This is a genomic window from Moraxella sp. HMSC061H09 (assembly GCF_001809255.1).
GTDB lineage: Bacteria > Pseudomonadota > Gammaproteobacteria > Pseudomonadales > Moraxellaceae > Moraxella > Moraxella catarrhalis.
Genome location: NZ_KV796849.1, coordinates 75,360 through 100,443, shown reverse-complemented (window position 1 = coordinate 100,443; position 25,084 = coordinate 75,360). Strand labels below are relative to the sequence as shown.

Here is a 25,084-nt window from a genome sequence, read left to right as displayed (position 1 = left end):
AGTCGGTTACAACAGCACTCGCCATAGAATAACCCCAATCGCCAGTATAAAAAATATCGGGGCTAGATATAAATGAATTGCCAATGCTGACCACCACGCCATCCCCAGCATAAGCACAAACCCAGCCAAAGCAATCCAGTCATGGCGACGCTCATTGAGTCCATCGGCTCGGAGCGATTGTATCTCATGTAATAGGGCATCTTGATGAGCGCCCAAAGTGGCTAGGCTTTGTAGGCTTTGGTTAAGCAGCTTGGGTAGGTCTGTGGTAGACAGCAGCACCTCAGGCAGGCGAGCTTGTAGCTCTTGCATATTTTTGATGGGATCTAATTGAGATTTGACCCAAGCGGTTAAAATTGGTTTGGCAAGTGACCAAATATCCAGCTCAGGATACAGCTCACGACCCAGCCCCTCCACATGAACCAGCGTCTTAAGCAGTAACATAAGCTGCGGTGGAATACTCATACGATGACGGCGAGCAATGGATAAAATTTCAAATAGCACGCCTGCAAAATCAATTTCATGAATCGGCTTTAGTACCATTGGCGAAACGGTACGGCTCATATCACGCATCAGTGCATATTTATCCGCTGACGGTGGTATCCAGCCTGCTTGCCAAATGATATCCACCAGTGCGGTGTAATTGGCATTCATAACTGACAACAGCATTCGGGCAACAATCAGCTGGTCTTCTTTGGACAGCTCGCCCATAATGGCACAATCAAGCCCGATATAGCGTGGTTCGGCAACAGCACGCCCATCAGGCATGGTTTCAACAAAAATATTGCCTGGGTGCATATCGGCATGAAAAAAGTTATCACGAAATACTTGGGTAAAAAAGATGGTCAAGCCTTTTTTGGCCAGTGCAGCACGGTCATAACCAAGGGCATCAAATAAGTCAGTTTGGGAGATGGGTACGCCAAAGATGCGTTCAGATACCATAACTTGTTTGGCACTCATATACACCTCAGGCACATAAATCAGCCGAGAGCCTGTAAAATTATGACGCATTTTGGTGCTGTTGGCGGCCTCAAGCGTCAAATCCAGCTCATTGAGCATAATTTGGCGATAATCTTCAACCACATCAATCAGATGAATGGCACGAGCCGCTTCAAGGCGTGCAGATGCCCAAGCTGCCATTTGCCGTAATAGCTCAAAGTCTGAGATGATGCCTTGTTTGATATTGGGGCGGACAACCTTAACAACCACTTCACGACCATCATGCAAGGCGGCGGTATGTACTTGTGCGACACTGGCAGCGGCCAAAGGCATCTCATCAAAGCGAGCAAAGATATCCCCAATCGGCTGACCTAAGCCGTACTTGGCATGTTCAATGGTAGCAATGGCTATTTTGGCATCAAATGGGGCAACCTTATCTTGTAATAAAGATAATTGTGCGATAATTTGTGGCGGTAATAAATCAGAACGAGTGGATAATAATTGACCCAACTTTAAAAATAGCGTCCCCATTTCTTCAAGTGCAAGCTTGACGCCCAAAGGCTGATGTGAGCGACCGAAGCTTGCAGGATGTGCACGAAGTAGGCGAGCAATGGGTGCAAATTCTGGTACATCAGCAAAATGTGTATCCAAGCGATATTTGGCTGCGATGCGGTATAATGACAACAAGCGTTTGCGATGAGTGATAAGCATATCGGTGGTCGGCTTAGGTTTTAGTTATTTTGCTTAAGAGTATTTTGGATTTCTGCTAATTTGGCTTGACTGCGTTCAATCTCACTTTGTAGGCGAAGCAGGGTTTGTTTTTTATCCTGAAGCGTCTGATCGATAAAGCTACTTTCATTGGAAGATGCCTGGTGTGATACAAAGCTTGCCAAAGCTTGCTTAATGTGACTGATGATGGGGGCTGCTAAAGGGGAAATCTCTTGACCAACAAAATACAACTGACTAACCGCATCTTGCCCAATCAACCGCTCTAGCCAAGACCAAATGTCAGGATGACATTGCTCAAGCATGTATTTGGCACGCATTAAAATCTGATGGTCGCCTTGAATTGGCAAATTGCCTGTTGGATTTTGAAGGAGTGCTAATAGATGCTTGGGGTTATCAACCGTTAAAGTACACTCAGGCGGATTGGGATAAACACCGCCTTGTGGCTCAAAAATCGGCTCAAAAGCAGGCTCAAGACGCACACGCTCATCACCAAATAGTACATCAACGGATAGATTTGGTGACCGCATCATCACACGCAGCGTCTTACCTGATAAGTTTTTTAATTCAGACTGTATCAATGGGTCTAGGCCGATGGCGGTATTGACCAGCTTTTCACCCACAGCAAGCGACAGCACCCCAATCATCATGAGTGTGCCTTAAATCCACGATGAACCGCAACAATACCGCCTGTTAAATTGTGATAATCACAATTAACAAAGCCAGCATTTTGCATCATCTGCTTGAGTGTTTGTTGGTCTGGGTGCATACGGATTGATTCGGCTAAATACTGATAGCTTTCGGCATCACCTGCCACAATCTTACCCATGATGGGCAGGGCGGTAAATGAGTATAAATCATAAGCCTTTGACAAAGGCTCAAATACAGGTTTTGAAAATTCAAGCACCAGCAGGCGACCACCTGGTTTTAAAACACGGTGCATGGCAGAGAGTGCTTTATCTTTATCGGTAACATTTCTTAGCCCAAAACTGATGGTTACCAAATCAAAGCTATTATCCTCAAAAGGCTCAAGCGTCTCGGCATTGGCAAGCACAAAGTCAACATTATGACAGCCTGCATTAATCAGACGAGTGCGACCGACCTCAAGCATCGCTTCATTGATATCAGACAACACCACACGCCCAGAGCGACCGACCTCACGGCTAAACACCTTTGCCAAATCACCTGTACCGCCTGCAATATCAAGAACCTTTTGCCCGCTGCGTACACCTGTCAAGCTGATGGCGTACCGTTTCCATAGGCGATGAATACCAAAGCTCATCAAGTCGTTCATCACATCATATTTGCGTGCAACAGAGGTAAATACTTCGGCAACTTTGGCTTGTTTTTCAGATTTATGCACTGTTTGATAGCCAAAATGGGTCGTCTCGTCATCGGCTGGCTTTTCACCTTGGGGGCGTTGTTGTTCACTTTGACCTTGGGGAGTACCAGTGGGTAGGATATTTGGATTGGTGAATTGGTCATTTTGGTGATTGGTTGTCATGCGTCTGCTCAAGTTATTGTTAAGGTGAGTTGAAACTCACTTGGGTGATTTGGTTGGTTAAAGTTTATATGTCTTAATACAATGATAAAACAGTATGCTTAATAATACACCATTTTTGGGCATTTTGGTATTTTTGCTCATATTTAATGACAAAAATTAATAATAAAAATGCCCCATATAGTCACCACCGCCTGCCAATTAATTCTTGACTGATAAAAATTAGCAATGGATTAATTGATTTTTTTTGGGTGTGATTGAGTGTGAAATTTGTAAATTTGCTTGAATTTATCCCATGATGGCTTTATAGTGATGTTGGACGATGATTTTATGATTTGTCCTATCATATTTAGTTATATTGAGACTTATAACCCACAAAAGAAGGAAAATTGCAATGGCATTCACTCTACCAGAGTTGGGCTACAGCTACGATGCACTAGAGCCACATTTTGACAAAGAAACGATGGAAATTCACCATTCACGCCACCATCAAGCTTATGTTAATAACGCCAATGGTCTGCTTGAAGGTACTCAGTGGGCGGATAAATCTGCTGAAGAGGTTATCGCAAATTTGGATGAAATCCCAGCAGACAAAAGAACAGGCGTCAGAAATAATGCTGGTGGTCATGCTAACCATAGCCTATTTTGGACCATTTTAAAAACAGGCACGACTTTAGGCGGATCGTTAAAAGATGCCATCGTGAGAGATTTTGGTTCTGTTGAAGCATTCCAAGAGCAGTTTGAAAAAGCCGCTGCCAGCCGTTTTGGTTCAGGTTGGGCGTGGTTAGTGCTTGATGAAGGTTCGCTAAAAGTTGTCTCTACCGCCAACCAAGATAGCCCATTGATGGGTGAAGCGGTCGCAGGCTGCAAGGGATATCCTATCATTGGTTTGGATGTGTGGGAACATGCTTATTATCTAAAATACCAAAATAAACGCCCAGATTATATCAAAGCTTTTTGGGAAGTGGTTAACTGGGACGAAGCACAAAAGCGTTTTGACTCGGCAAACTAAAACAACCCATTCATCAAAAATCAGCTGAGTGATGGTTTGGGGCAGATAATCCCAAACCGCTCAATAAAATAAGCCGTAACTGACTGTTATGGCTTATTTTATTGCCCACAGAATCATCAGATAACTTACGCATCAAACTTATCTTATGATGACATATCAGGCGGATATTAAACCAAATAAGCCGTTTTGATAAGCTTATAAAATGAGTATTTTGGTCAAAAAAGATCTATCATCTAATACATAAATCATCGTAACTGACTTTGACATGATAACGCTCATTGAGACCAAGATTGCCTGCGATTATTGTGATGGGCAAACAAGGTTTTGGATGAATGTAAATCATTTTAAAAAATAATTGTGTTTATGCGTCTTATCTTTTAAAATCAGTTTAATAATATTAAGGAATTGTGATGACAAAGATTTTATTTTTGGTGACAGGGATGACGCCGCAAATTATCACCGAAACGATATGGGCATTGGCATGTGACCCTGAGTTATCTCATCAAGAACGCTTTATTCCTGATGAAGTTCATGTATTAAGTACCGATGATGGTCTAAACCAAATTCGCTCCCGTTTGTTTAGTGAAAAACAAGGCTCTAAATTTGCTCAATTCCAAGAAGAATATCCGCAGCTTGCCAATATGACTTTTGATGACAGTGATGATTATTTGCATGTCATCAAAGACCGTGATGGAAATATCTTAAAGGATTTAAAAACCCCAAAGGATAATGAGCTGGCAGCGGACTTGATTTGTCAGGGGAGATTTATGGATACACCGTTTGATGCTCATCGCCATGAAGATGGCAAAGGCATTGTTATTATTGTTCCTTATGGTCGGCTATATTACGCCCCGCATTATTTTGATGAGCAGACAGCGGATGCATATTTGGATTATTTCTTAGAAAGTCAAATCGGTGGTAAGCCCATCAATCACCGCACACACAACTGGCATCATACTGATTTGAATATGGTGCAGTTTCGTCACATTCATTGGCAACAAGACACCATCAAAATGTATGGTAAAGTACACAAGCTACCACGCATCTCAGCATGGTATGGCGATAATGATTGCCCTTATACTTATTCTGGCATCACCCTAAACCCAAATCCATGGACAGACCGATTGCTCATGCTCAATGATGAGCTTGGAAAAATATGCAAAAGACGATTTAACAGTGTATTGATGAACTGGTATCGCTCAGGTGAAGATTATATCAACTGGCATAAGGACGACGAAAAAGAATTGGGTAACAACCCCTTGATTGCTTCGGTAAATTTTGGTGAGTCTCGGCGGTTTTTACTGCGTTTATGCGACAATCATACGCTTAAGCTTGAACTACTTTTACATCATGGGAGTATTTTGGTGATGGCAGGTCAGTTGCAGCATTTTTGGCAGCACAGCATTCCTAAGCAAAAAAAGATACTAGGCAGCCGAGTGAATTTAACCTTTAGAAATATTATCGGTAATTAGTATCGTAATTAGTATCAAAGCCATAAAATATTAAGTTGATATATCAACCGCTAACACCTTGGGCTAGGCGAGTTTGACCAATCCAATGTTGAGCAAACTGATATGCGATGCGACCAGAACGACCGCCACGACTGCTCGCCCATTGTAAGGCTTGAGATTGGGCAAAATCATCAAAGACGATATTGGCCTTTGTCAGTTCATGCTCAACAATTTGTAAGTATAACGGTTGGTTCATTGGCTGAAATGATAGCCATAACCCAAAGCGGTCGGATAAAGATACTGTCTCATCAATGGTTTCATAAGGATTCACTTCATCAGTTTGACCATTATAAATACTGATATTATCTTTCATCATCTGTGGCAATAGATGGCGGCGGTTACTGGTAGCATAGACAAGTAGCTGACTATGCTCGCTATCAAGTGAGCCATCTAAGATTGACTTTAGGATGCGGTAATTCTCATCTTGAGCATTGAACGCCAAATCATCACAATAAACAAGATAGCGATTGGTATTGCCTTGATTGACCGACTCTTTGATGGCATGACGAATTTTACCAAGATGTTTTAAATCATCTCTGGCAACCTCAATCACACGCAGTCCTTGGGAATGATAAGCCTGAAGCAATGCCCGCACCAGTGATGATTTGCCTGCACCTCGTGTACCTGTCATCAGTAATGATTGGCAGGCAGGTGAGCCAAAAACTGCTTGGTATTGTTGATGAGTTTAGTTTTTTGGGTATCAATGCCAAGCAAATCCGCCAAACTACGGCCAAAGCTGATCTCAATCGGCTCAAGATTGCCTGATGTACCGCCAACCCACCGATAAGCCAAAACCGCAGGGTCGATGATGATGGGTTGGTGGGTGTGTTCGGTCAGATATTGAGTGAGTAGCTGGATCAGATGATCAGGCAGGTGCATATAAATTCCGTCGGATAATGTCAGATGAAAGATTAAATTTGGTCTGCAGAAAAGGTATCACATTGATGCACATCACCTGTTTCAAAGCCTTTATAAAACCAGTTTTTACGCTGGGCACTGGTTCCATGAGTGAAGCTATCTGGGACGGCATGGCCATGGGCTTTATGTTGTAGGTAATCATCACCGATTTTTTCGGCAGCATCTAAAGCCTCTTCAATATCACCTTGTTGTAAAAATTGTGTACGCTCATGATTGTGGCGTGCCCATAAACCTGCAAAGCAATCCGCTTGTAATTCTAAGCGTATAGATAAATTATTGGCTACCGTTTGATTGGCTTTTATTTGGGCTTGGTGTACTTGTTGAGAAATACCAAGCAAGGTTTGGACATGATGACCAACCTCGTGGGCGATGACATACGCTTGAGCAAAATCAGCGGCTTGGTCTTGGCGTGTCAGTTCGGTATGGTTTTTTTCGCCTGTAATGCCCATTTGTGTACGCATATCACGAAAAAACTGTGTATCTAGATATACTTTTTGGTCAGCAGGGCAATAAAATGGACCACTGGCTGAAGTGGCTGACCCGCAGGCAGATTGGACAGCACCGCTAAACAAAACCAAACTTGGTGGCTGATAGTGGTGTCCTGATTGGGCAAAAATTGGCGTCCAAACATCTTCAGTATCTGCCAAAATTGTGGCAACAAATGCTTTGGACTCTGCCATATCAGCGGTTTCATGAGTGGGGGCCGTGGTTGCTTGTCCTTGAATTTGTTGAGCAACACCCAAAGTGGTCTCTGGGCTGATACCAAATACCTGCCATAAGATGATGGCGATGATTAAGCCAAAAATACTCACGCCGCCGACTTTTTTGACGCCGCCGCTGCGTCTGTCTTCGATATTGTTGCTTTGTCTTCGTCCACGCCACTGCATAAGTTATCCCAAATCATTGATATTAATTAACCTAACACGCCTCTAAGCCATCTCATCGATGGCTCACTACGCTTGATGGGTTATGCCCATATCATATCACCATCTGGCAAAATCATCAATTTATCACCTAAGAATTTAGCATCAATATGAGCGTTTGGCATCTTTGATTTGATTGCAATTTATTGGTAATCATCGTATGATGAACCAACTTAGTTTATGCAATATGGAACTGATATATGTCAAAATTAACTTCGGTAGTGGTTGAACATAATCCATCTGCTCAGCCCATCACGCATACGGTGATATGGTTGCACGGGCTTGGTGCCAGTGGCCATGATTTTGAACCGATTGTGCCTAATCTTGGTTTGGCAAAAGATACTGCTGTTCGTTTTATTTTTCCCCATGCCCCAAAAATCCCTGTCACCATTAATAACGGCTATGTCATGCCTGCTTGGTATGACATTTTGGAGATGAGTTTAAATCGTAAAGTCGATGTGGCTCAAATCATATCTTCAAGTGCGATGATTGATGAGTTGATTGATGATGAGATTGCCAAAGGCATTGATAGCCAAAATATTATTATTGCAGGGTTTTCACAAGGGGGTGCGGTGGCGTATCATAATGTTTTAACCAATTCACGCAAGCTGGGCGGACTTTTGGCACTGTCAACTTATTTTGCCACATTTGAACACATCCAATCAATCGCAGTAAATCATCATATTGCTGTTAAGATTGACCATGGGGAATTTGATGACATTGTCCCCAAAACTTTGGGCATACAGGCGATGCACCACTTAAAATCACTTGGCTTAACTCCCATTTATACCACTTATCCCATGGCCCATCAGGTCTGTTTGCCACAAATAACAAGTATTGGCGATTGGCTAAATGCCTTAATTAAAAGCTGATACGATTTAACCGAGCAGATGATAAAAATCCATAACAATACTTATGCAATATAGGTATTGCTATGGGTGATTTTAAGTGAATGGCTACTTTTGATGCGGTTTTTGATTGACTTCATAGATGGCGGCTTGTAGCCAAATATTCGCTTGAATATAATCATGCACCTGAATGGCGTCTGTTTGCTCAGTGCTGACAGCTGCAATACGCACCACAAACGGGTCGGCATCAGGTTCACGCAAAATAACCACATCAAATAAAGTCATCGGTTTGCCAAAAAATTCTGTGCTTGATTTGCCCAAAACCTGCCCTTGACACCAAGCTTCATCTTCTTGACCAAAGGTTTCACCGTATAAATAAGCACACATATGCCCCAAATTAATCTCAACAGGTGCAAACGGCTTACCAGATTCATGGTCTGTTGGTTGCCATTGACGGATTTTTTCATCAATATCATCAGGGATTTGACCGCCATTTTTTGCGACAATATCATTAAAAGCGCGGTGGTGGCGAATGGCTTCTTGGTCCTCAATGACAATTGTTTCTTCTTGGTTGCTTGGCTTGATATGATACGCCAATGCACTAAAATTAACAAAGTATTTTTTGGGTGTACGATACTCTGTGCGATTGACGGCATACAGTTGGTCAAATGCATAAATGACCGCACCATCAGGCGTTTTTAGGCACAAAATGGCATCTGATGTGGTATCACAGCGAATGATACGCTCAATTTGGCAAGTTAAACCATAGGGGCTATTAACCGCAGGAAAAGCATTAATAAAAGCTTGGGGAGAACCGTTTTTGATGGTTAAGATTTGTTTGATATGACAAGGCTCATTCATACCCAAAAGTAGTTTGGCATTATTGGTACTATTTTGTGGGCAAAGTCCTTTGGGTAAGGTTGCTTTATCTAACATTGCCTGTAACCAATTTGGCACATCTTGGGTAATGTCATTGGTCAAAATTGCCCAATGGTCGCCATGGCTGGCATTTTCATCATGGGGTAAATCAACTTTGGTGGGGGAGGTTTCGTGCGTATAATTATAACGAATGGTCTGATTGCTCATAATTACTACTCATAAATAACTGCTTATCTACATGGGGATTGGTTAAAAAATCTCAAGCGCTTGGCAGGTATTAAGGACAGATACACACTAAAATTTTTTCAAGATTGATGAAATAATATTCATTAGTCAATACAGTAATTTGATGGTAAAGTATGCTAATAAAAGTACAAAGTGCAGCAACATGGTATTAATAAATGAAATCATTTAATACCACAAAGATATCATTCATTATTTACAACACTAAAATTTATCTTTAACCATGGTATCAAACCACAGTTATCGTCAGGAACACTCATGACCACTCAAATAAAAAGCCATTATCTTGGTAGAATTAGTAAGATTAATTGGAAGGCCTTTGGCCCTGGAATTTTGATGGCATCGGCTGCCATTGGTGCATCGCATTTGGTGTCATCAACACAAGCGGGGGCATTATTCGGCTGGCAACTTGCCATTGTCATTATTTTGGCCAATGTGCTGAAGTATCCTTTTTTTCGTTTTGGCATCGATTATGTGTATGACACAGGCGACAGTCTGATTGCAGGTTATGCCAAAAAATCCAAAGTCTATCTTTGGGTGTATTTTATTTTATCAGTCATCTCCTCCATCATCACTTTGGCGGCGGTTGGGCTCATGTCAGCGGTGATTTTAACCTTTATGTTTCCAAGTTTGGGTCTAACGCCTTTAACAGCGTCGGTCATTGTGCTGGCGATTTCTTGGGTGTTGTTGATTGCTGGGCGTTACAATGTGTTAGATGGCATAACCAAAATCATCATTTTGGCGTTGGCGATAACCACGGTTGCAGCGGTGTTTATCGCAGCAGGCAAACCCACCGTCATGGCGGTGGATTTTGTTGAGCCTAGCCCTTGGAATCTGGCAAGTTTGAGCTTTATTGTGGTGGTGGTCGGCTGGATGCCTGCGCCGCTTGAATTTTCTGTGATTACTTCTATGTGGACGGCTAAAAAAATCCAAACTGACCACACCACTCACGAACAAGGACGATTGGATTTTAATGTGGGTTTCGCCACATCAACCATCTTAGCGGTGCTTTTTTTGGCATTGGGTGTGTATGTTCAGTACGGTTCAGGGCAAGAGATTCAAACCGCTGGCAGTGCTTATGTTGGGCAATTGATTGACATGTACACTGCCACCATTGGTGAATGGTCACGGTTGTTGGTGGCATTTATTGCGTTTATGTGTATGTTTAGTACCACCCTCACCTCAGGTGACGGTTATGGGCGTGCCAATGCTGAATGCTGGCGATTGATAAAGGGTGAGCATGAAATCAGCCGTGGTCAGTTGATATTTTGGATATCGTGGGCGGTGTTTGGTGGGTTTATTATCATTGCTTTTTTTGAAGGTCAGCTTAGTAATATGCTCAAATTTGCCATGAGTTCTGCGTTTGTGTCTGCACCTGTTTTTGCGTGGCTAAACTACTCTTTGGTACGCTCAGAACAAAAGCTGTCATCCGGCATTCAAGCGTTGTCAATCATCGGTTTGATGTTTTTGCTTGGATTTGCTTTGTTATATGTTGCCAATACCATGGGCGTTTTTGGCTAGCAAGCAAATAAACTAAAAATTCAAAAAGGGCTGAAACCATCAGCCCTTTTTTATCCTCCGTTGCCGTAAACCTGCGACTTTGGGCGGTGGATATAAGGCAACTTAAATAGTTATGCTTACGCATCGGCCGCTGTTTAGTGTGGCGTATTTTGCTGTTCGATATACTGGCGGATAATCTCAATTGGAGCACCACCACAACTACCTGCAAAATAGCTAGGCGACCACAACGCACCACCCCGTAACTGCTTAGAAATAGATGGATACTGCTTTTTGCGAATAAGCCGACTAGACACGCCTTTCAAACTATTAACTAAACTTGAAATAGCCACCCTGGGCGGATAAACCACCAATAAATGCACATGGTCGCATTCACCGTCAAACTCCACCAATTGAGCTTCAAACTTTGAGCAGACTTCCTCAAAAATGCCTTGCATATCGTCTAGAATCTCTTTGGTAAACACTTTTCTACGATATTTAGCCACAAAGACCAAATGTACATGCAGATTGTAAACAACGTGCCTACCACATCTTAAATCATTTGACATACAATTAGACAACTGTAAAATAGAAAAATCCAATCATACTCAAACCCATGAAAACACTCAAGCTACGCATCAAAGACAAACACACAAACCAACTAAACCGCCTAAGCGGTTCGGTCAATTTCGTGTGGAATTATGTCAATGACTTGGGTTACAAGTACCTACAAAAGACTGGTAAATTCTTTAGTGCTTACGACCTAAACGAATATACCAAAGGCAGCGGTGAGTTATTGGGCTTACACTCTCAAACCATTCAGGCCATCAACGAAACCCATGCCAAAAGCCGAAAGCAATTTAAAAAAGCCAAACTCAACTGGCGAACCAACCGACCCAATGCCAAACACAAGAGCCTAGGCTGGATACCCTTTAAAAAGTCTGCTATTAAGTATCTAAGCACAAGACAAACAGGCAAAAAAGCACTTAAATCAACCTACAGCTATCGCTCTCTAAGGGTCAAAAGCTCATCATAGATGTCTTTGATGGCTACAACCTAAGTCTATATCAAATCAACACGCTTGAGATAGTACAAGACAGCCGTAACCGTTGGTATGCCTGCATCACCGTCAAAGAATACCCTAAAACACAATGCGGTACGGGTAGTGTTGGCATAGACTTAGGTTTAAAAGACAGTGCGACCACTTCAAAAGGTGGCAAACTTACCATCAAACAAACCCTAAAATGTGCCAAAGAGTTAGCCATTGCTCAGCGTGCAGGTAAAAAGAAGCATGTACGGGCAATCCACGCCAAAATCAAAAATACACGCCAAGACTTAATCCACAAATTCACCACCCAATTAGTCAGACAATGCCCTAATCGTGGTTGGTGACGTTAAATCACGCTCATTCACGAACAAGAAAACCAAACTGGCACAATCAACCTATGATGCAGGATGGTTTGAACTCAAACGACAACTGGAATACAAATGCAAGCATGCAGGTTGTCGTTTTGAAATCGTCAATGAGAAATACACTACCCAAACTTGCTCGTGTTGCCGTCAAATTGACAGCAACAGTCCAAAAGGTAGAGCAGGTTTGCGAATAAGAGAATGGACTTGTGCAAAGTGTGGCACACGGCATGATTCAGATTTAACGCCAGTCGGAATATTCTTGTAGTCGGGCTTGACCGTCTTGTAGCAGGAATCCCCTCACTTTAGGGAGGGGAGGAAGTCAAGATGACCAATCATTGATATCAGATCAGCAATAACACCAATAAACTTGAAACAATGAACGCTTATTCTTGTGGGCTATTATTACTCAATAGATCTTTTTCGCCTGAACGATTGCGAATTTCAGCCTCAACTCTGTGCCATATTTCTGGATCGGGTGCGGTATCTAAAATATCATTCATGCAATTTTCATTGAGTATTTTTTCGGCACGCACCTTGGCAATTTGTTTTTGGCGTTCGGTGTCACCGATTGGGGCGGTGTCATCGATAGAAATATTAGGCGTCGTTTTGGGCGATGGGGCGGTTGGGACAAGATGGGTTGCAAGATTGATAACCGCATCTTCTAATGCTTGATCAAAGTTTAGCATATAAATTGGTTCAGGTAAGCTAAAGCCTTGATTTTCAAGAGCATGCTTGGTTTCACGAATGGCGATACTGCGAGCTTTTGAAAAGTCTGTTTTACTTTGGTCAACCCATACTCTAAACTCAAGAATAATATTTGAGTCGCCCACCTCATTAATAACAGCAACCGCCTTAGGTTCTTTTAGGACAAAATCCAGTGTATAAATGGCATCTAGCCCCACTTTAATCGCTGCTAATGGGTCGTTATTGGCATCCACACCCAGCTCAAAGGTAAAACGCCTTTCAGGATTTTTGGTATAATTCAAAATGGTTGCTTTAAATACCTCTGAGTTTGGTAGTCGTAAATGATTGCCATCTAAGGTCATTAAAATGGTGGCACGGCTGGTCAATCGTACCACAATGCCTTCTTCATCGTTAATGACCACATGGTCTTTTGCCCGAAACGGTTGGCGAATGCTCAGCATCAAAGAAGCGATATAGTTTTCAATGGTATCTTTAACCGCAAAACCCACTGCAATCCCAAGCACCCCAGCACCGCCAAGAAGCGTACCGATGATGGCTTCTGCACCCATCAAGCTCAAGGCTAGTATCAAACCTAGCACAATAAAAATGACTTTAACTGTTTGGGCCAAAAGTTCTGCAATAAAAGGATTTGGCGTAATGCGTTGCCAAAGTTTTTCACGGCGAGACAGCCAGCCGCCAAGCCATGCCACCAAGGCAAATGCCAATAATGCCACCAATAATAAAGGCAATGCTTTTAGTCCTGCTTTTGATTGATTGACCAAATCATTCACAACAGGCGTGACATTATCTTGGATATCCAAAGTACGACTGATGTCATCTTCTACCGTGACAACACCACTGATACGATTGGCTAATTTGACTGCTTGAGTGGCTTTTTTTTCGTTAGCGGTTTCGCCAGATAATTTGACAACACCTTGATTAACGGTAACTTTGACCGATGATAATCCATCCACTTCAGAAAAAATGCCATAAATCCTATCATAAATTTGGGCATCATCAATCGGCGTGGCTTGACTGGCAATGGGGGTATCATCAGCATTGTTGGCAGGCTTGTTGTCATCGGTGGCTGCTGATGGGTTGGTTAATTGGGCAATGACCAGCTCATCAATGGCATAGCTGGGTGATGTGTTGGCAAATGCCAAAAAACTAAGTAAAACAAGCACGGATTTTTTTATCATCATTCATTCGCTATGTTAAGTCGTCATTTTTGGTTTATCTATCTAAAAAGACCGTTTAGTCAATGACGCATTTTTAAAGACAGTAAAATATCAAAATAATAAAACAGTCATTACCTAAAAAAACCTGCCACGCATTGACAGGTTTTTTTATTCATTTGATTGCTTAATTTAAGGATTGACCAAAAGCAGGGTGTGGCTAGGTGTCGGTGTTTCGCCATTTTCTAAATCACGAAATTGAACACTGTCTTTATCCATATAAATCAAATAAGGAGGCGTGTCAGCATGATCATTAGGGTGTAGTAGGACATATTGATTATCCACGCCATTGATGTCATAAGTACCTTGAGTGGTTACTTGACCGTTCGGCTTGCCCAAATAATCCTGCTTCATCATAAATGTGCCATCAGAGTTAAGCGTTAGGTCAGTTTGAACGCCAGAGCAGTCAGCACAAGGCAAAGTACCTGTATAAGTTGATTGTGGTAATACAACACCCACACCATCAACAACAGCAACCTCAGGCTGGTGCGTACCAGTGGTAGCGGTAGCATCAACGACAGCAGCATCAGCTGTGGCGGTAACAGGTTCATTGGGCTGAACAATGGTTTCTTCTTTTTTATTACATGCACTCAATGATAAGCCTGCCAGCATCACTAGCACTAATGATGATTTCATATTCATAATGATAAATTCCTTAAAAATTTGATGATTAATTAAAATTTATATCAAGCCGATAAACTTATATCCAGCATATCAGACCGATAAACTTCATGCCAAATCATCGGTATAAAAAAGCAGATCTATTTAAAGTTAAAAATATAAGTATATACCTTTTCTATATTCTGACATAAAAAAGCTGTTTTAGCAAGAAACTTATCATACAGATACACAAGCGCAACAAAACCAACCTGATGATTCATTTGTTATGCGATGTTTGGTATTTGTCCAAAAAAGTGCTAAACTAGCACGATTGTATCGTTTGGAACACAGCTTATGTTTCGTCCCTTGGCGTTATTTATTGGGCTTAGATATACCAAAGCTAAGCGTAAAAATGGCTTTATTTCCTTTATTTCTTTTATCTCAACCATTGGGCTTACGCTTGGGGTTGCAGTGCTTATCACGGTTTTGTCGGTCATGAATGGCTTTGACCGTGAAATTAAATCACGCATTCTTGGCATGGTGCCTCAAGCTTCAGTTACCTCAACAGAAATTTTGACAAATTGGCAAGAACTTGCCGAAAAAATCAAAATGCAAAATCCAGAAGTGCAAGCAGTTGCCCCTTATATTCAACTACAAGGTATGTTAACCGCTGAAGGTCAGGTGACTGGAATCGTGGTTTCTGGCATTGAGCCTGATTACGAAAAGCAAGTTTCTATCATTGATGAGCATATGACCGCAGGCAATTTGGATGATTTACATATCGGCGAGTTTGGTATTATATTAGGTGAGTCCATTGTCTCTGACATGGGACTTAAGTTGGGGGATAAGGTTACCTTGGTTTTGCCTGAAGCCTCACCCTCAGCAGCAGGCGTTATTCCACGATTTAAGCGGTTTACTTTGGTGGGGGTATATCATATCAGCAGCGAAATTGATGGCATGATGGGTTTTGTGCGGATGCGTGATGCTGGCGTGATGCTTCGGTTGCCCGAAGGTGCACAAGGTCTGCGTATGAAGCTAAACGATATTTTTAAAGCGCCTCAAGTGGCAAATAATGCAGCGGGCATTGACTCATTGCCATTATTCCCAAGCGATTGGACAACCACACACGGTAATTTATTTAGTGCCATCCAAATGGAAAAAGCAATGATTGGACTTTTGTTGTTTTTGATTGTGGTTGTTGCGGCATTTAATATCGTCTCAAGTCTTGTTATGCTGGTGACTGATAAAAAATCAGACATCGCCATTTTAAAGACATTTGGTGCATCACCCAAGCTTATTATGCAAGTATTTATGGTACAAGGCATGATTATTGGTGTGATTGGTACAGTTGTTGGTACAGTGCTTGGCGTGGCATTGGCTTTGTCAATTAATGATATTTTATTATTTGTGAGCCGTATTTTTGGCGTAAGTTTATTTGATGGCAGTGTGTATGCTGTTGATTTTTTACCCTCTAAGATTGAAATTGTGGATGTGGTATTAATTACAACGGCATCATTTTTATTAAGTTTTTTGATGACAATTTATCCTGCGTTAAGGGCGTCAAAAATTCAGCCTGCACAAACTTTAAGATATGAATAAGGATTAGCATGACGACCATTTTACACGCCAAAAATATCAGCAAAGTGTATGATGAAGGTAAAATTAAAACCACCGTTCTATCAGGTTTGGATTTACAAGTTCAGGCAGGTGAACGCATCGCCATCGTCGGTAGTAGTGGTTCTGGCAAATCAACCTTGCTGCATTTGCTCGGTGGATTGGATACACCAAGCACAGGCGAGGTTTGGCTAAAAGGGCAATGTCTTACCCATCTTAATGAGACTAAGCGTGGAGAGCTGCGTAATCGCTATTTGGGATTTATTTATCAGTTCCATCATTTGCTGGCAGAATTTAATGCCACTGAAAATGTGGCTCTGCCATTGCTGATGCGTCGTGATGTGAGTATCAAGCAGGCAACCGATGAAGCAAATGCACTGCTTCATCGGGTAGGACTTGGGCATCGATTGCATCATCGACCCAGCGAGCTGTCAGGTGGTGAACGCCAGCGGGTAGCCATTGCACGTGCTTTGGTTACGAAGCCTGCCTTAGTCATGGCGGATGAACCTACAGGTAACTTAGATGATGAAAATGCACAGGCAGTTTTTGAGCTACTTAGTGAGCTTCAGGTATCTTTTGGTATGGCATTATTAATGGTAACGCATGATAGGCATTTGGCATCCCAAGCAGATAAAGTCCTTGAGATGAAAAGTGGTCAATGGGCCAATTAAACTGATGTATCATTGATAAAAAGCATAAAAAAGCAGGAGAAAATGCCTGCTTTTTTTGATGGTATCACAAAGATGGATTGGGATTGTTTTTGGCAAGCTGAGTGTATTGGTCAAAGTTTTCGATATACTGTTCTAAGTTTTCAGCGAGCATTTGTTGATATTTTTCGGTATAAAATTTGATAATGTCATCTTTTTCTTTGGCAAGATCACTGCCCTTGACAAAGCCGATGGTTGCCGCTGAGATGGCAAATCTTGCCGCTGCATAATTTAGGCTGGCTGCCACTTGCCCTGCGTGCGATGATGGCGAAAGCTGGCTGTTGGCAAGCGTAATGACGGCATCAGCACGCTCAAAAAATGCATGCATTTGATCTTGAAATTCTGATTCATTAAATTCTTGATTGTCACTCATCTTTTATCCTAAATTAGCAGGGTGAATTGGGCTATTATTGATAAATTGCATAGCAAATAGAGATAAATTGCATCGCAAATAGACAAAATTGCCTTGATATCAAATCCAACCTTAATATCAAGGCTATCCGATTTATTTTGATGATTACTTAAAGATTGGTCATCATCACAGACTTTATTGATGCTGTCTTGTGCCAAATAAAAGGGCGGTATCCAACAATTTAAAGAGCAGAACGCAGCAATTGTGCTTTATCCGTTTTTTCCCAAGTAAAAGCGGTATCTACGCCTTGGCGACCAAAATGACCGTAACTTGCGGTAATTTCATACATTGGCTGTAGTAAATTAAGCATGCCAGTAATGCCATAAGGGCGTAAATCAAAGTGAGTTCGGATAAGCTTGATGATATCAGCGTTGCTAATTTTACCTGTATTAAATGTATTGACCGAAATGGAGGTTGGTTCAGCGACACCGATGGCATAACTGATCTGTACCTCACAACGCTCCGCCAGACCTGCTGCAACAATATTCTTGGCAACATAACGACCCGCATAGGCTGCACTTCTATCAACCTTTGATGGGTCTTTACCGCTAAAAGCACCGCCACCGTGGCGTGCCATACCGCCATAAGTATCTACGATGATTTTACGACCTGTCAGACCTGCATCACCGACAGGTCCACCAATGACAAATTTACCTGTTGGATTGATGTGATATAGTGTGTCTTTGTGTAATAGCTGAGATGGAATGACTTTTTTAATGATTTCTTCCATGACGGCTTCTTGGAGCTGTTTTTGGCTAATATCAGGATTGTGTTGGGTTGATAATACCAGTGCATCTACCGCCAAAGGTTGATGATGTTCATCATAACGCAATGTCACCTGAGCTTTGGCATCGGGGCGTAGCCAAGGCAAAGTGCCATCTTTGCGTAACTGAGCTTGACGCTCCATCAGTCGATGGCTCAGCTGAATTGGAGCTGGCATTAGAACATCGGTTTCATTGGTGGCATAGCCAAACATTAAGCCTTGGTCGCCAGCACCTTGATCTTCAGGACGCTGTCTATCAACACCTTGAGCGATTTCAGGTGACTGTTTGCCAATCATGTTAATCACCGCACAAGTTGAGCCATCAAAGCCCAAATCTGAATGATTGTAGCCGATTTTATTGACTGTATTACGCACAATCGTTTCAACATCAATGTTGGCATGGGTGCTAATCTCACCAGCTAAGACAACAGCACCAGTTTTTACTAAAGTTTCGCAGGCAACTCGTGCATCTTTATCTTGCGTTAAAATGGCATCAAGCAGTGCATCAGAGATTTGGTCTGCCATCTTATCTGGATGACCTTCACTCACAGATTCTGAGGTAAATACTGAGTAGTTCATAAGATTTCACTTCATAAAAAATAAAAATTGTGCAAATTCTGGTGGCTTTTTTAGGCTTGACAGAATAAATACCGTTCACACAAATAAAAATAATCACGGCTTAGTCTGAGACTGTAGAGAGGGCAATGATTATGGACGAATCATTAATACAAGGTATTTGGTAAAAAATTATACGCCAAAATTCTCATAAATACCAATGAAAATTATTCATATTAAAATGAGCGGTAGCACATGCTTTTAAAAATGAATATAAGTAGCTTTGTAGCTTGATTTGTGTCAAATCATGCCATGCCAAAACAGCAAAGCATTACGATGACAGCGTCTATTTAAATGGAGAAATGATCGCTTTTATCGTCTTTTGGGTGGTTGTATCTGGTTTTTAGGTCTTGTTCACGCTGTTTATGACCTTTTTGATGCTTAAATTTGGGGGCGTTGGCGTTATAGCCGTGGCGAGCTTGCCAATCTTTAATAGTGCGATAATTCCAAAAAGCACGAAACGCCAAGCCAAGTACAATACTGGTTGTAATCGCAGATAAAAATAGCCCAATCGCCATGGCTTGCCATGAAAAAATATGACGGTGTGCGGTGAATGGATTGATACCATCGGCAGTCACCCAAAGTGTAAAATCAGTCAAAATTATCCCAATGGCACGAAGTCCAATGATGGGTTCGCCCAAGAGCATTGCGCCCAAAGAATATGCCAGCCAAAAGATAGGAATGGCTGTTAAAGGATTGGTAATCCAAGTCAAGGCAATCGCCATGGGAATATTGGCTCGGGTGAATAGTGCGCCAAGTAATGCCAGCGGCATCTGGCCTGGCAAAGGAAAAAATGCCGCCAGCACGCCAACATAAACAGCACGCCCCAAAGAGCTGCGATTTATCTGCCAAAGTCGAGGGTCTGCCAAAAATGGTGCAAAGACCGCAATCAAACGGTTTTTGCGTAGTTTTTCGGGAGTGGGCAGCCAGGCTTTGAGTTTATTTTTAGGCATGGATGTTGGTTGTAATGCGAATTAAGTCGTGAATTATAACAAATTTTTGGGTATAAAACGATGGTTGTACGGTTATTGTGGGGAAATTTTGGCCAATGATGGCGAGATTGTGATGACTGTGATACAATGCCAAAAGTGAGTTAACAGCCAGTTCAAAAAGAAAATTCAAAAAGAAAATAAGCACATGAACGATAAAATTAAAATTCAGCACCCCAAGCCTTCAGCCAAAGCCAAAAAAGCATTGATTTGGATTGATTTGGAGATGACGGGGCTTGATACCCAACAAGATGACATTATAGAAATTGCAACCATTGTTACTGATGATGAGTTAAATATTCTTGCCGAAGGCCCTGTTTTAGCCATTAAGGTTAGTGATGTGGTTTTAAACCGCATGGATGATTGGAATAAAAACCAGCACGGACAATCAGGGCTAATTGACCGTGTCCGCCGAAGCACTATAACGCTTGCTGATGCTGAAGCACAGACGATTGAATTTTTATCTAAATGGGTGGATGCAGGTATCTCGCCGATGTGCGGTAATTCTATTTGCCAAGACCGCAGATTTTTAGCACGCCAAATGCCAAAGCTTGAGCGATATTTTCACTATCGCAACTTAGATGTTTCAAGTATCAAAGAGCTTTGTTACCGCTGGCGTCCTGATATTGCCACAGGCTACCAAAAAACAGGAACGCATTTGGCACTTGACGATATCCGTGATTCTATTCGAGAGTTGCGCCACTATCAAGCACATTTTTTCAAATTGCTTAATTGATATTAAATAAATATTTTCATATACTTTTTAATTAAAAATTGAGATTTTTTATTAAAAGTTGAGTAAGTCTGACAGTTTAATGTACCAATCAATGAAATATCATTTTTAAAACTTTTAAAAAGTTGTGGCTTTAAGTTTGTTTTTGCGTAACTATTTTAAAATTTGGCAACAATTTTTTCATCAAAGTGGTGCTTATTATTTGAGATGATTTTGGTTAAGATAGTAAGTGAAATTTGCAATTTGCTTTGAGATTATTTTAGATATTATTTAATCAATCATATTAAATTGGTCCATTTAATTATTAGCTCATTTAATTGATTAACAACCATATGGAGTATGTTATGAAAAGATTATCTTTAATTGCATTATTGGCGGTGGCAGGTTTTGCTAACGCAGCGACTTATGAGCTTGATCCTTATCACACCAATGCGCGTTTTAGCATTGACCATTTTGGCACCTCAACCAATGTGGCAGGCTTTTATGAGTTATCAGGTTTGATGCAGTTTGACCGTGCAGCAGGCAAAGGCTCGATTGATATCAGCATCCCAGTTAGTAGCCTAACTGCGTCTTCATCACTATTCACACAACACCTAAAAGGGGCTGATTTGTTCAATATTGAGCAACACCCAACCATGCGTTTTGTGTCAACTAAATTTTATTTCAAAGGGACGGGCAAAAATCGTCAGTTACAATCAGTGTCAGGTAATTTAACTTTGCTTGGTAAAACGCATCCTGTCACTTTAACAGCGACTAAATTTAACTGTTATCAAAGCCCAATGTTAAATACTGAGGTTTGTGGTGGTGATTTTACGACAAAGATTGACCGCACCAAATGGGGCATGAATTATTTGGTAGATATGGGTATGCCTAAAGATGTTCGTATTGATATTCAGGTAGAAGCTGGTAAAAAAGCTCACTAATATCTATCCATACCTATTTTGCTTAGCCTTAATAAAAAGAGCGTATATTATATGACGCTCTTTTTATTAACATGTTGTTTTTATTAACACTGTTAAAAGCTTAACCATGCTTAAATTGTGCAAGCTGCAGATCTTCACCAATCATCAATCCAATTTCGGCATGAATGTGACGACCATCATCACGCCAATCGCCCAAAACAATGCGTATTTTGCGACCATGATGATGTACATTTGGGCGATGTGTATGCCCATGCAATAAAATATCACAATCTATCATGGCTGCATCAACCGCTGATGGGTTTACATTCATGATCTTTGGCGGTTTATGAGATTTTTGATGGTGTGAGTGATTTTGGATATTATTTGCCAGCTTTTTACGCAGTGCTAAGGGCAATTGATTTAACACCATTCTTGTCATAGGGTGATTGATGATGGCACGATAACGCTGATAGCTCGTATCATCTGTGCATAATGCATCACCATGCTCCAAGCGAATGCGGTGTTTGGTCGTGTTGATGGGATAGGGTTCTTGAATGAGTACGCCCTTAAAAGTATCACAAAGTGTTTGGCGAATCATAAAATCACGATTGCCACGCATGACAAGGATTTGTATATGATTATTTGCCAAGGCATTGAGTGCTGTAATGACAGGGTATAGCCAATGTATGGCTTTTTGGTCGTCTGATAACCGTGTGTAGGTGTCATCACCAAGCCACGCATCCAGCCAGTCCCCCAAAAGATACAATGAATTGAGATTGGGTAAGTTTTTTAGGTCTTCTAGCAGATGAACAAATGCCTTGGTTAGTCTTGGCGTCATTGGCGATAAGTGCAAATCACTAACAAAAACCGCCTGAATATCAGACGGTCTTGTGGTAAAAAAATAATCAGCGTTTAGCATATTATTGATTAATCACTTTGGCACTGTTGATAACGATAGGCTCATTGGGTACATCAGCATGATAGCCAAAACGACCAGTTGGCACGCCTTTGATTTGATTTACCACATCCATGCCATCAATCACTTGACCAAAAACAGTATAACCCCAACCTTGTGGTGTTGGGCTTGAATGGTTTAAAAAGTCATTGTCTTTGACATTAATAAAAAATTGTGCGGTGGCAGAATGTGGGTCGGAAGTTCGTGCCATGGCAATGCTACCGACGGTGTTTTTTAGTCCATTATCTGCTTCATTTTTGATTGGTGTGCCAGTGCGTTTTTCGTTCATTTGTGCATCCATACCACCGCCTTGAATCATAAAGCCATCAATCACACGATGAAAAATTAGACCATCATAATGACCTGACTCCACATAATCCAAAAAATTGGCAACCGTGATGGGTGCTTTTTCGGCATTTAGTTCAATTTTAATTTGACCAAAAGTCGTATCAAATTCTACAACAGGCATATCCATAAAGTATCCTTAAAATATCAATGAATGGGATTAAATTTTGCTTATTATAGCATAAAATTTATGGGGTGTGCTTGTGCAAATTTAAAGGCGATACTGATTTTCTGGGTGCTTTATATTTATAAAATCATGCTTAAAGACCTAAAATTATGCTAAAATAATCTAATTATGGCATTTAAAACTGATCACCATGGACAATGAATTATGAGTACACAACCAACCGAAAAAAATGATTTTATTCGCACAATTATCCGTGATGACTTGGCATCGGGTAAGCATGACAGCATTTTGACACGCTTCCCTCCTGAGCCAAATGGATATTTACACATTGGACATGTGAAATCGATTTGCCTAAACTTTGGCGTGGCAAACGAATTTGGCGGTGCGTGCAATTTAAGATTTGATGACACTAACCCCACCGCCGAAAAACAAGATTTTGTTGATGGCATTAAAGAAGATGTCAGATGGCTTGGGTTTGAATGGGCAGGCGATGTACGCTATGCATCGAGCTATTTTGATGAATTATATGGCTGGGCAGTCCAATTAATCAAACAAGGCGATGCATATGTAGATTTACAAAGCATTGATGAAATCCGTGCCAATCGTGGCTCGTTTACTGAGGTTGGTGTGCCATCACCACAGCGTGATGCCAGTATTGAGGAGAATTTGGCTCGATTTGAGGATATGCGACAAGGTAAGTTTGCTGATGGTGAAGCGGTATTGCGTGCTAAAATTGATATGACGCACCCGAATCTTAATATGCGTGATCCTGTGATTTATCGTGTTATGCATGCTCACCACCATCAAACGGGTGATCAATGGTGTATTTATCCGATGTATGATTTTGCACATCCATTATCTGATGCTTATGAAGGTATTACCCACTCTTTATGTACACTTGAATTTGAAGACCATCGCCCATTTTATGATTGGGTCGTGCAAAAAGTTGGCTTTGATGTGCCGCCACGCCAGTATGAATTTAGCCGCCTAAATATTGACCACACTCTAACCTCAAAGCGTAAGCTCAAGCGGTTGGTAGATATGGGCGTGGTATCAGGTTGGGATGATCCTCGTATGCCAACTGTGGCAGGTATGCGTCGCCGAGGCTATACACCTGAAGGCTTGAGGGATTTTTGTGAACGCATAGGCATTACCAAATCTGAGGGGCTGGTAGATCATCGTATGCTTGAATTTAGCGTGCGTAAGTCGCTTGAGGAGACGACCGCTCGAGGCATGGCAGTTTTGCGTCCTTTAAAGGTGACCATCACAAATTTTGATGATGCTGTCTCTAAATTTAATGAGCTTAAAAATGAAAAAACACTGGCAGAATTTGATGGTGAAGCACTTTGGCTAACTCAGCCGAAGCATCCGCATTTGAACATGGGGGAGCGTCAAATTCCTTTTACCAAAACCATCTATATTGATGCCACCGATTATGAGATTGAGCCGCCAGCAGGCTATAAGCGTCTATCGCCAAATAATCCAGAGATTCGCCTGCGTAACAGCTATATCCTAAAAGTCAGTGAGCATAAGACGGATGATGCAGGCAATGTGATTGAATTGATTGCAACGATTGATGAACATACACTGGGTAATAACCCTGAAGGTCGCAAAGTCAAAGGCGTTATCCATTGGGTTTCTGCCACTCATGGTGTTACAGCTTTAGTGCGTTTATACGACCATTTATTGCTAGAAGAAGATGAAATTGATGCATCTTTGGCGCAGAATGCTTTAGGGGCTGATGCTGATGCGTTTTGGATTAACAGACACCTTAACCCAAATTCATTGACTGTATATCAAGCGGTGGTTGAGCCTGATTTAGCAAAAGCAGCGGCTGGTGAGCGGTTTCAGTTTGAGCGTGAAAGCTATTTTATTGCCGATAGTGTTGAGCATACGCAATCTTCACCCGTATTTAATCAGATCGTAAGCTTAAAAGACAGCTTTAAGCCTGAATAATTGCACACTTATCAGACTAAGACAGTTGACCAAAGCATCT

At 41.5% G+C, this 25,084-nt stretch carries 22 protein-coding genes and 2 pseudogenes; 10 read left to right on the top strand and 14 right to left on the bottom strand.

All coding sequences use genetic code 11. From position 1 onward, the window contains the following. Positions 1-6: 6 nt before the first annotated feature. Genes HMPREF2573_RS04635 through ubiE form a run of 3 tightly spaced genes read right to left on the bottom strand, consistent with a single transcriptional unit; the run spans position 7 to position 3,166 of the window. Positions 7-1,647 (bottom strand): AarF/UbiB family protein, encoded by a 1,641-nt coding sequence (locus HMPREF2573_RS04635; protein ID WP_070472728.1) that lies wholly within the window; start codon positions 1,645-1,647, stop codon positions 7-9. 20 nt (positions 1,648-1,667) lie between these two features. Further along, complete coding sequence (locus HMPREF2573_RS04630; RefSeq protein WP_070472725.1) at positions 1,668-2,312, bottom strand: ubiquinone biosynthesis accessory factor UbiJ; 645 nt, start codon at positions 2,310-2,312, stop codon at positions 1,668-1,670. Next, entirely contained in the window at positions 2,309-3,166 is an 858-nt protein-coding gene (gene ubiE, locus HMPREF2573_RS04625; protein ID WP_064606678.1) for a bifunctional demethylmenaquinone methyltransferase/2-methoxy-6-polyprenyl-1,4-benzoquinol methylase UbiE, read from the bottom strand. Before ubiE ends, HMPREF2573_RS04630 begins: the two co-directional genes overlap by 4 nt. A gap of 391 nt (positions 3,167-3,557) precedes the next feature. Here ubiE and sodA point away from each other — a divergent pair, with 391 nt between their 5' ends. Next, positions 3,558-4,175 (top strand): superoxide dismutase [Mn], encoded by a 618-nt coding sequence (gene sodA / locus HMPREF2573_RS04620; protein ID WP_064604997.1) that lies wholly within the window; start codon positions 3,558-3,560, stop codon positions 4,173-4,175. Positions 4,176-4,585: 410 nt separating this feature from the next. Next, the gene (csm6, locus tag HMPREF2573_RS04615; RefSeq protein WP_070472720.1) at positions 4,586-5,647 is read left to right on the top strand and encodes a CRISPR-associated ring nuclease Csm6; all 1,062 of its coding nucleotides are present in this window, start codon (positions 4,586-4,588) and stop codon (positions 5,645-5,647) included. 43 nt (positions 5,648-5,690) lie between these two features. Here csm6 and HMPREF2573_RS04610 read toward each other — a convergent pair. Together HMPREF2573_RS04610 and HMPREF2573_RS04605 are read right to left on the bottom strand one after the other, a co-directional pair. Continuing rightward, positions 5,691-6,565, bottom strand: a pseudogene (locus HMPREF2573_RS04610) (ATP-binding protein). Between the two features lie 32 nt (positions 6,566-6,597). Continuing rightward, entirely contained in the window at positions 6,598-7,491 is an 894-nt protein-coding gene (locus tag HMPREF2573_RS04605) for a KPN_02809 family neutral zinc metallopeptidase (protein ID WP_070472717.1), read from the bottom strand. Positions 7,492-7,727: 236 nt separating this feature from the next. On the opposite strand from HMPREF2573_RS04605, the gene HMPREF2573_RS04600 reads away from it, so the two are divergent. After that, positions 7,728-8,399 (top strand): alpha/beta hydrolase, encoded by a 672-nt coding sequence (locus HMPREF2573_RS04600; protein ID WP_003659375.1) that lies wholly within the window; start codon positions 7,728-7,730, stop codon positions 8,397-8,399. A gap of 84 nt (positions 8,400-8,483) precedes the next feature. On the opposite strand, the gene HMPREF2573_RS04595 is transcribed toward HMPREF2573_RS04600, so the two are convergent. Next, a complete protein-coding gene (locus tag HMPREF2573_RS04595; RefSeq protein ID WP_003660599.1) occupies positions 8,484-9,461 on the bottom strand; it encodes a hypothetical protein in 978 nt (325 codons plus the stop codon). Between the two features lie 294 nt (positions 9,462-9,755). On the opposite strand from HMPREF2573_RS04595, the gene HMPREF2573_RS04590 reads away from it, so the two are divergent. Then, the gene (locus HMPREF2573_RS04590) at positions 9,756-11,018 is read left to right on the top strand and encodes an NRAMP family divalent metal transporter (protein ID WP_003662988.1); all 1,263 of its coding nucleotides are present in this window, start codon (positions 9,756-9,758) and stop codon (positions 11,016-11,018) included. Positions 11,019-11,152: 134 nt separating this feature from the next. Here the strand turns inward: HMPREF2573_RS04590 and tnpA are convergent, their stop codons facing one another. Continuing rightward, complete coding sequence (gene tnpA, locus HMPREF2573_RS04585) at positions 11,153-11,563, bottom strand: IS200/IS605 family transposase (RefSeq protein WP_036335205.1); 411 nt, start codon at positions 11,561-11,563, stop codon at positions 11,153-11,155. A 47-nt stretch (positions 11,564-11,610) separates the two neighbouring features. On the opposite strand from tnpA, the pseudogene HMPREF2573_RS04580 reads away from it, so the two are divergent. Further along, a pseudogene (locus HMPREF2573_RS04580) lies at positions 11,611-12,713 on the top strand (RNA-guided endonuclease InsQ/TnpB family protein). Positions 12,714-12,790: 77 nt separating this feature from the next. On the opposite strand, the gene HMPREF2573_RS04575 reads toward HMPREF2573_RS04580, so the two are convergent. Then, positions 12,791-14,293, bottom strand: a complete 1,503-nt coding sequence (locus tag HMPREF2573_RS04575) for a mechanosensitive ion channel family protein (RefSeq protein ID WP_003666087.1) — start codon at positions 14,291-14,293, stop codon at positions 12,791-12,793. A gap of 165 nt (positions 14,294-14,458) precedes the next feature. Continuing rightward, positions 14,459-14,968 (bottom strand): copper resistance protein NlpE, encoded by a 510-nt coding sequence (locus tag HMPREF2573_RS04570; protein WP_003661497.1) that lies wholly within the window; start codon positions 14,966-14,968, stop codon positions 14,459-14,461. Positions 14,969-15,280: 312 nt separating this feature from the next. Here HMPREF2573_RS04570 and HMPREF2573_RS04565 point away from each other — a divergent pair, with 312 nt between their 5' ends. Both HMPREF2573_RS04565 and lolD read left to right on the top strand, forming a co-directional pair. Continuing rightward, positions 15,281-16,525, top strand: a complete 1,245-nt coding sequence (locus HMPREF2573_RS04565) for a lipoprotein-releasing ABC transporter permease subunit (protein WP_003661493.1) — start codon at positions 15,281-15,283, stop codon at positions 16,523-16,525. Between the two features lie 8 nt (positions 16,526-16,533). Further along, the gene (gene lolD / locus HMPREF2573_RS04560) at positions 16,534-17,211 is read left to right on the top strand and encodes a lipoprotein-releasing ABC transporter ATP-binding protein LolD (protein ID WP_003659387.1); all 678 of its coding nucleotides are present in this window, start codon (positions 16,534-16,536) and stop codon (positions 17,209-17,211) included. Positions 17,212-17,275: 64 nt separating this feature from the next. On the opposite strand, the gene HMPREF2573_RS04555 is transcribed toward lolD, so the two are convergent. From HMPREF2573_RS04555 to HMPREF2573_RS04540, 3 genes are all read right to left on the bottom strand, one after another. Continuing rightward, a complete protein-coding gene (locus tag HMPREF2573_RS04555) occupies positions 17,276-17,620 on the bottom strand; it encodes a DUF3144 domain-containing protein (protein ID WP_003659388.1) in 345 nt (114 codons plus the stop codon). Positions 17,621-17,840: 220 nt separating this feature from the next. Next, positions 17,841-19,001 (bottom strand): methionine adenosyltransferase, encoded by a 1,161-nt coding sequence (metK, locus tag HMPREF2573_RS04545; RefSeq protein ID WP_003661486.1) that lies wholly within the window; start codon positions 18,999-19,001, stop codon positions 17,841-17,843. A 326-nt stretch (positions 19,002-19,327) separates the two neighbouring features. Continuing rightward, positions 19,328-19,990 (bottom strand): DUF2062 domain-containing protein, encoded by a 663-nt coding sequence (locus HMPREF2573_RS04540; protein ID WP_003656698.1) that lies wholly within the window; start codon positions 19,988-19,990, stop codon positions 19,328-19,330. A 184-nt stretch (positions 19,991-20,174) separates the two neighbouring features. On the opposite strand from HMPREF2573_RS04540, the gene orn reads away from it, so the two are divergent. Both orn and HMPREF2573_RS04530 read left to right on the top strand, forming a co-directional pair. After that, on the top strand, positions 20,175-20,762 hold the full coding sequence (orn, locus tag HMPREF2573_RS04535; protein ID WP_003656697.1) for an oligoribonuclease: 588 nt from the start codon (positions 20,175-20,177) through the stop codon (positions 20,760-20,762). A 341-nt stretch (positions 20,763-21,103) separates the two neighbouring features. Beyond that, on the top strand, positions 21,104-21,682 hold the full coding sequence (locus HMPREF2573_RS04530; RefSeq protein ID WP_003659394.1) for a YceI family protein: 579 nt from the start codon (positions 21,104-21,106) through the stop codon (positions 21,680-21,682). Between the two features lie 100 nt (positions 21,683-21,782). Here the strand turns inward: HMPREF2573_RS04530 and HMPREF2573_RS04525 are convergent, their stop codons facing one another. Together HMPREF2573_RS04525 and HMPREF2573_RS04520 are read right to left on the bottom strand one after the other, a co-directional pair. Further along, the gene (locus HMPREF2573_RS04525; RefSeq protein ID WP_065248906.1) at positions 21,783-22,580 is read right to left on the bottom strand and encodes a UDP-2,3-diacylglucosamine diphosphatase; all 798 of its coding nucleotides are present in this window, start codon (positions 22,578-22,580) and stop codon (positions 21,783-21,785) included. A gap of 1 nt (position 22,581) precedes the next feature. Beyond that, on the bottom strand, positions 22,582-23,091 hold the full coding sequence (locus HMPREF2573_RS04520; RefSeq protein WP_003666093.1) for a peptidylprolyl isomerase: 510 nt from the start codon (positions 23,089-23,091) through the stop codon (positions 22,582-22,584). Between the two features lie 201 nt (positions 23,092-23,292). Between HMPREF2573_RS04520 and HMPREF2573_RS04515 the strand changes: the two genes are divergently transcribed. Further along, on the top strand, positions 23,293-25,044 hold the full coding sequence (locus HMPREF2573_RS04515; RefSeq protein ID WP_070472715.1) for a glutamine--tRNA ligase/YqeY domain fusion protein: 1,752 nt from the start codon (positions 23,293-23,295) through the stop codon (positions 25,042-25,044). The last annotated feature ends 40 nt before the right edge of the window (positions 25,045-25,084 follow it).

Coding starts and splice junctions, on each gene's coding strand:
- HMPREF2573_RS04525 (WP_065248906.1), bottom strand. CDS start 22,580: ATGCTAAACGCTGATTATTTTTTTACCACAAGACCGTCTGATATTCAG.
- HMPREF2573_RS04540 (WP_003656698.1), bottom strand. CDS start 19,990: ATGCCTAAAAATAAACTCAAAGCCTGGCTGCCCACTCCCGAAAAACTA.
- HMPREF2573_RS04570 (WP_003661497.1), bottom strand. CDS start 14,968: ATGAATATGAAATCATCATTAGTGCTAGTGATGCTGGCAGGCTTATCA.
- HMPREF2573_RS04635 (WP_070472728.1), bottom strand. CDS start 1,647: ATGCTTATCACTCATCGCAAACGCTTGTTGTCATTATACCGCATCGCA.
- HMPREF2573_RS04565 (WP_003661493.1), top strand. CDS start 15,281: ATGTTTCGTCCCTTGGCGTTATTTATTGGGCTTAGATATACCAAAGCT.
- tnpA (WP_036335205.1), bottom strand. CDS start 11,563: ATGTCAAATGATTTAAGATGTGGTAGGCACGTTGTTTACAATCTGCAT.
- HMPREF2573_RS04530 (WP_003659394.1), top strand. CDS start 21,104: ATGAAAAGATTATCTTTAATTGCATTATTGGCGGTGGCAGGTTTTGCT.
- HMPREF2573_RS04555 (WP_003659388.1), bottom strand. CDS start 17,620: ATGAGTGACAATCAAGAATTTAATGAATCAGAATTTCAAGATCAAATG.
- HMPREF2573_RS04600 (WP_003659375.1), top strand. CDS start 7,728: ATGTCAAAATTAACTTCGGTAGTGGTTGAACATAATCCATCTGCTCAG.
- orn (WP_003656697.1), top strand. CDS start 20,175: ATGAACGATAAAATTAAAATTCAGCACCCCAAGCCTTCAGCCAAAGCC.
- metK (WP_003661486.1), bottom strand. CDS start 19,001: ATGAACTACTCAGTATTTACCTCAGAATCTGTGAGTGAAGGTCATCCA.
- lolD (WP_003659387.1), top strand. CDS start 16,534: ATGACGACCATTTTACACGCCAAAAATATCAGCAAAGTGTATGATGAA.
- HMPREF2573_RS04605 (WP_070472717.1), bottom strand. CDS start 7,491: ATGCAGTGGCGTGGACGAAGACAAAGCAACAATATCGAAGACAGACGC.
- HMPREF2573_RS04575 (WP_003666087.1), bottom strand. CDS start 14,293: ATGATGATAAAAAAATCCGTGCTTGTTTTACTTAGTTTTTTGGCATTT.
- HMPREF2573_RS04630 (WP_070472725.1), bottom strand. CDS start 2,312: ATGATGATTGGGGTGCTGTCGCTTGCTGTGGGTGAAAAGCTGGTCAAT.
- HMPREF2573_RS04590 (WP_003662988.1), top strand. CDS start 9,756: ATGACCACTCAAATAAAAAGCCATTATCTTGGTAGAATTAGTAAGATT.
- HMPREF2573_RS04520 (WP_003666093.1), bottom strand. CDS start 23,091: ATGGATATGCCTGTTGTAGAATTTGATACGACTTTTGGTCAAATTAAA.
- csm6 (WP_070472720.1), top strand. CDS start 4,586: ATGACAAAGATTTTATTTTTGGTGACAGGGATGACGCCGCAAATTATC.
- ubiE (WP_064606678.1), bottom strand. CDS start 3,166: ATGACAACCAATCACCAAAATGACCAATTCACCAATCCAAATATCCTA.
- sodA (WP_064604997.1), top strand. CDS start 3,558: ATGGCATTCACTCTACCAGAGTTGGGCTACAGCTACGATGCACTAGAG.
- HMPREF2573_RS04515 (WP_070472715.1), top strand. CDS start 23,293: ATGAGTACACAACCAACCGAAAAAAATGATTTTATTCGCACAATTATC.
- HMPREF2573_RS04595 (WP_003660599.1), bottom strand. CDS start 9,461: ATGAGCAATCAGACCATTCGTTATAATTATACGCACGAAACCTCCCCC.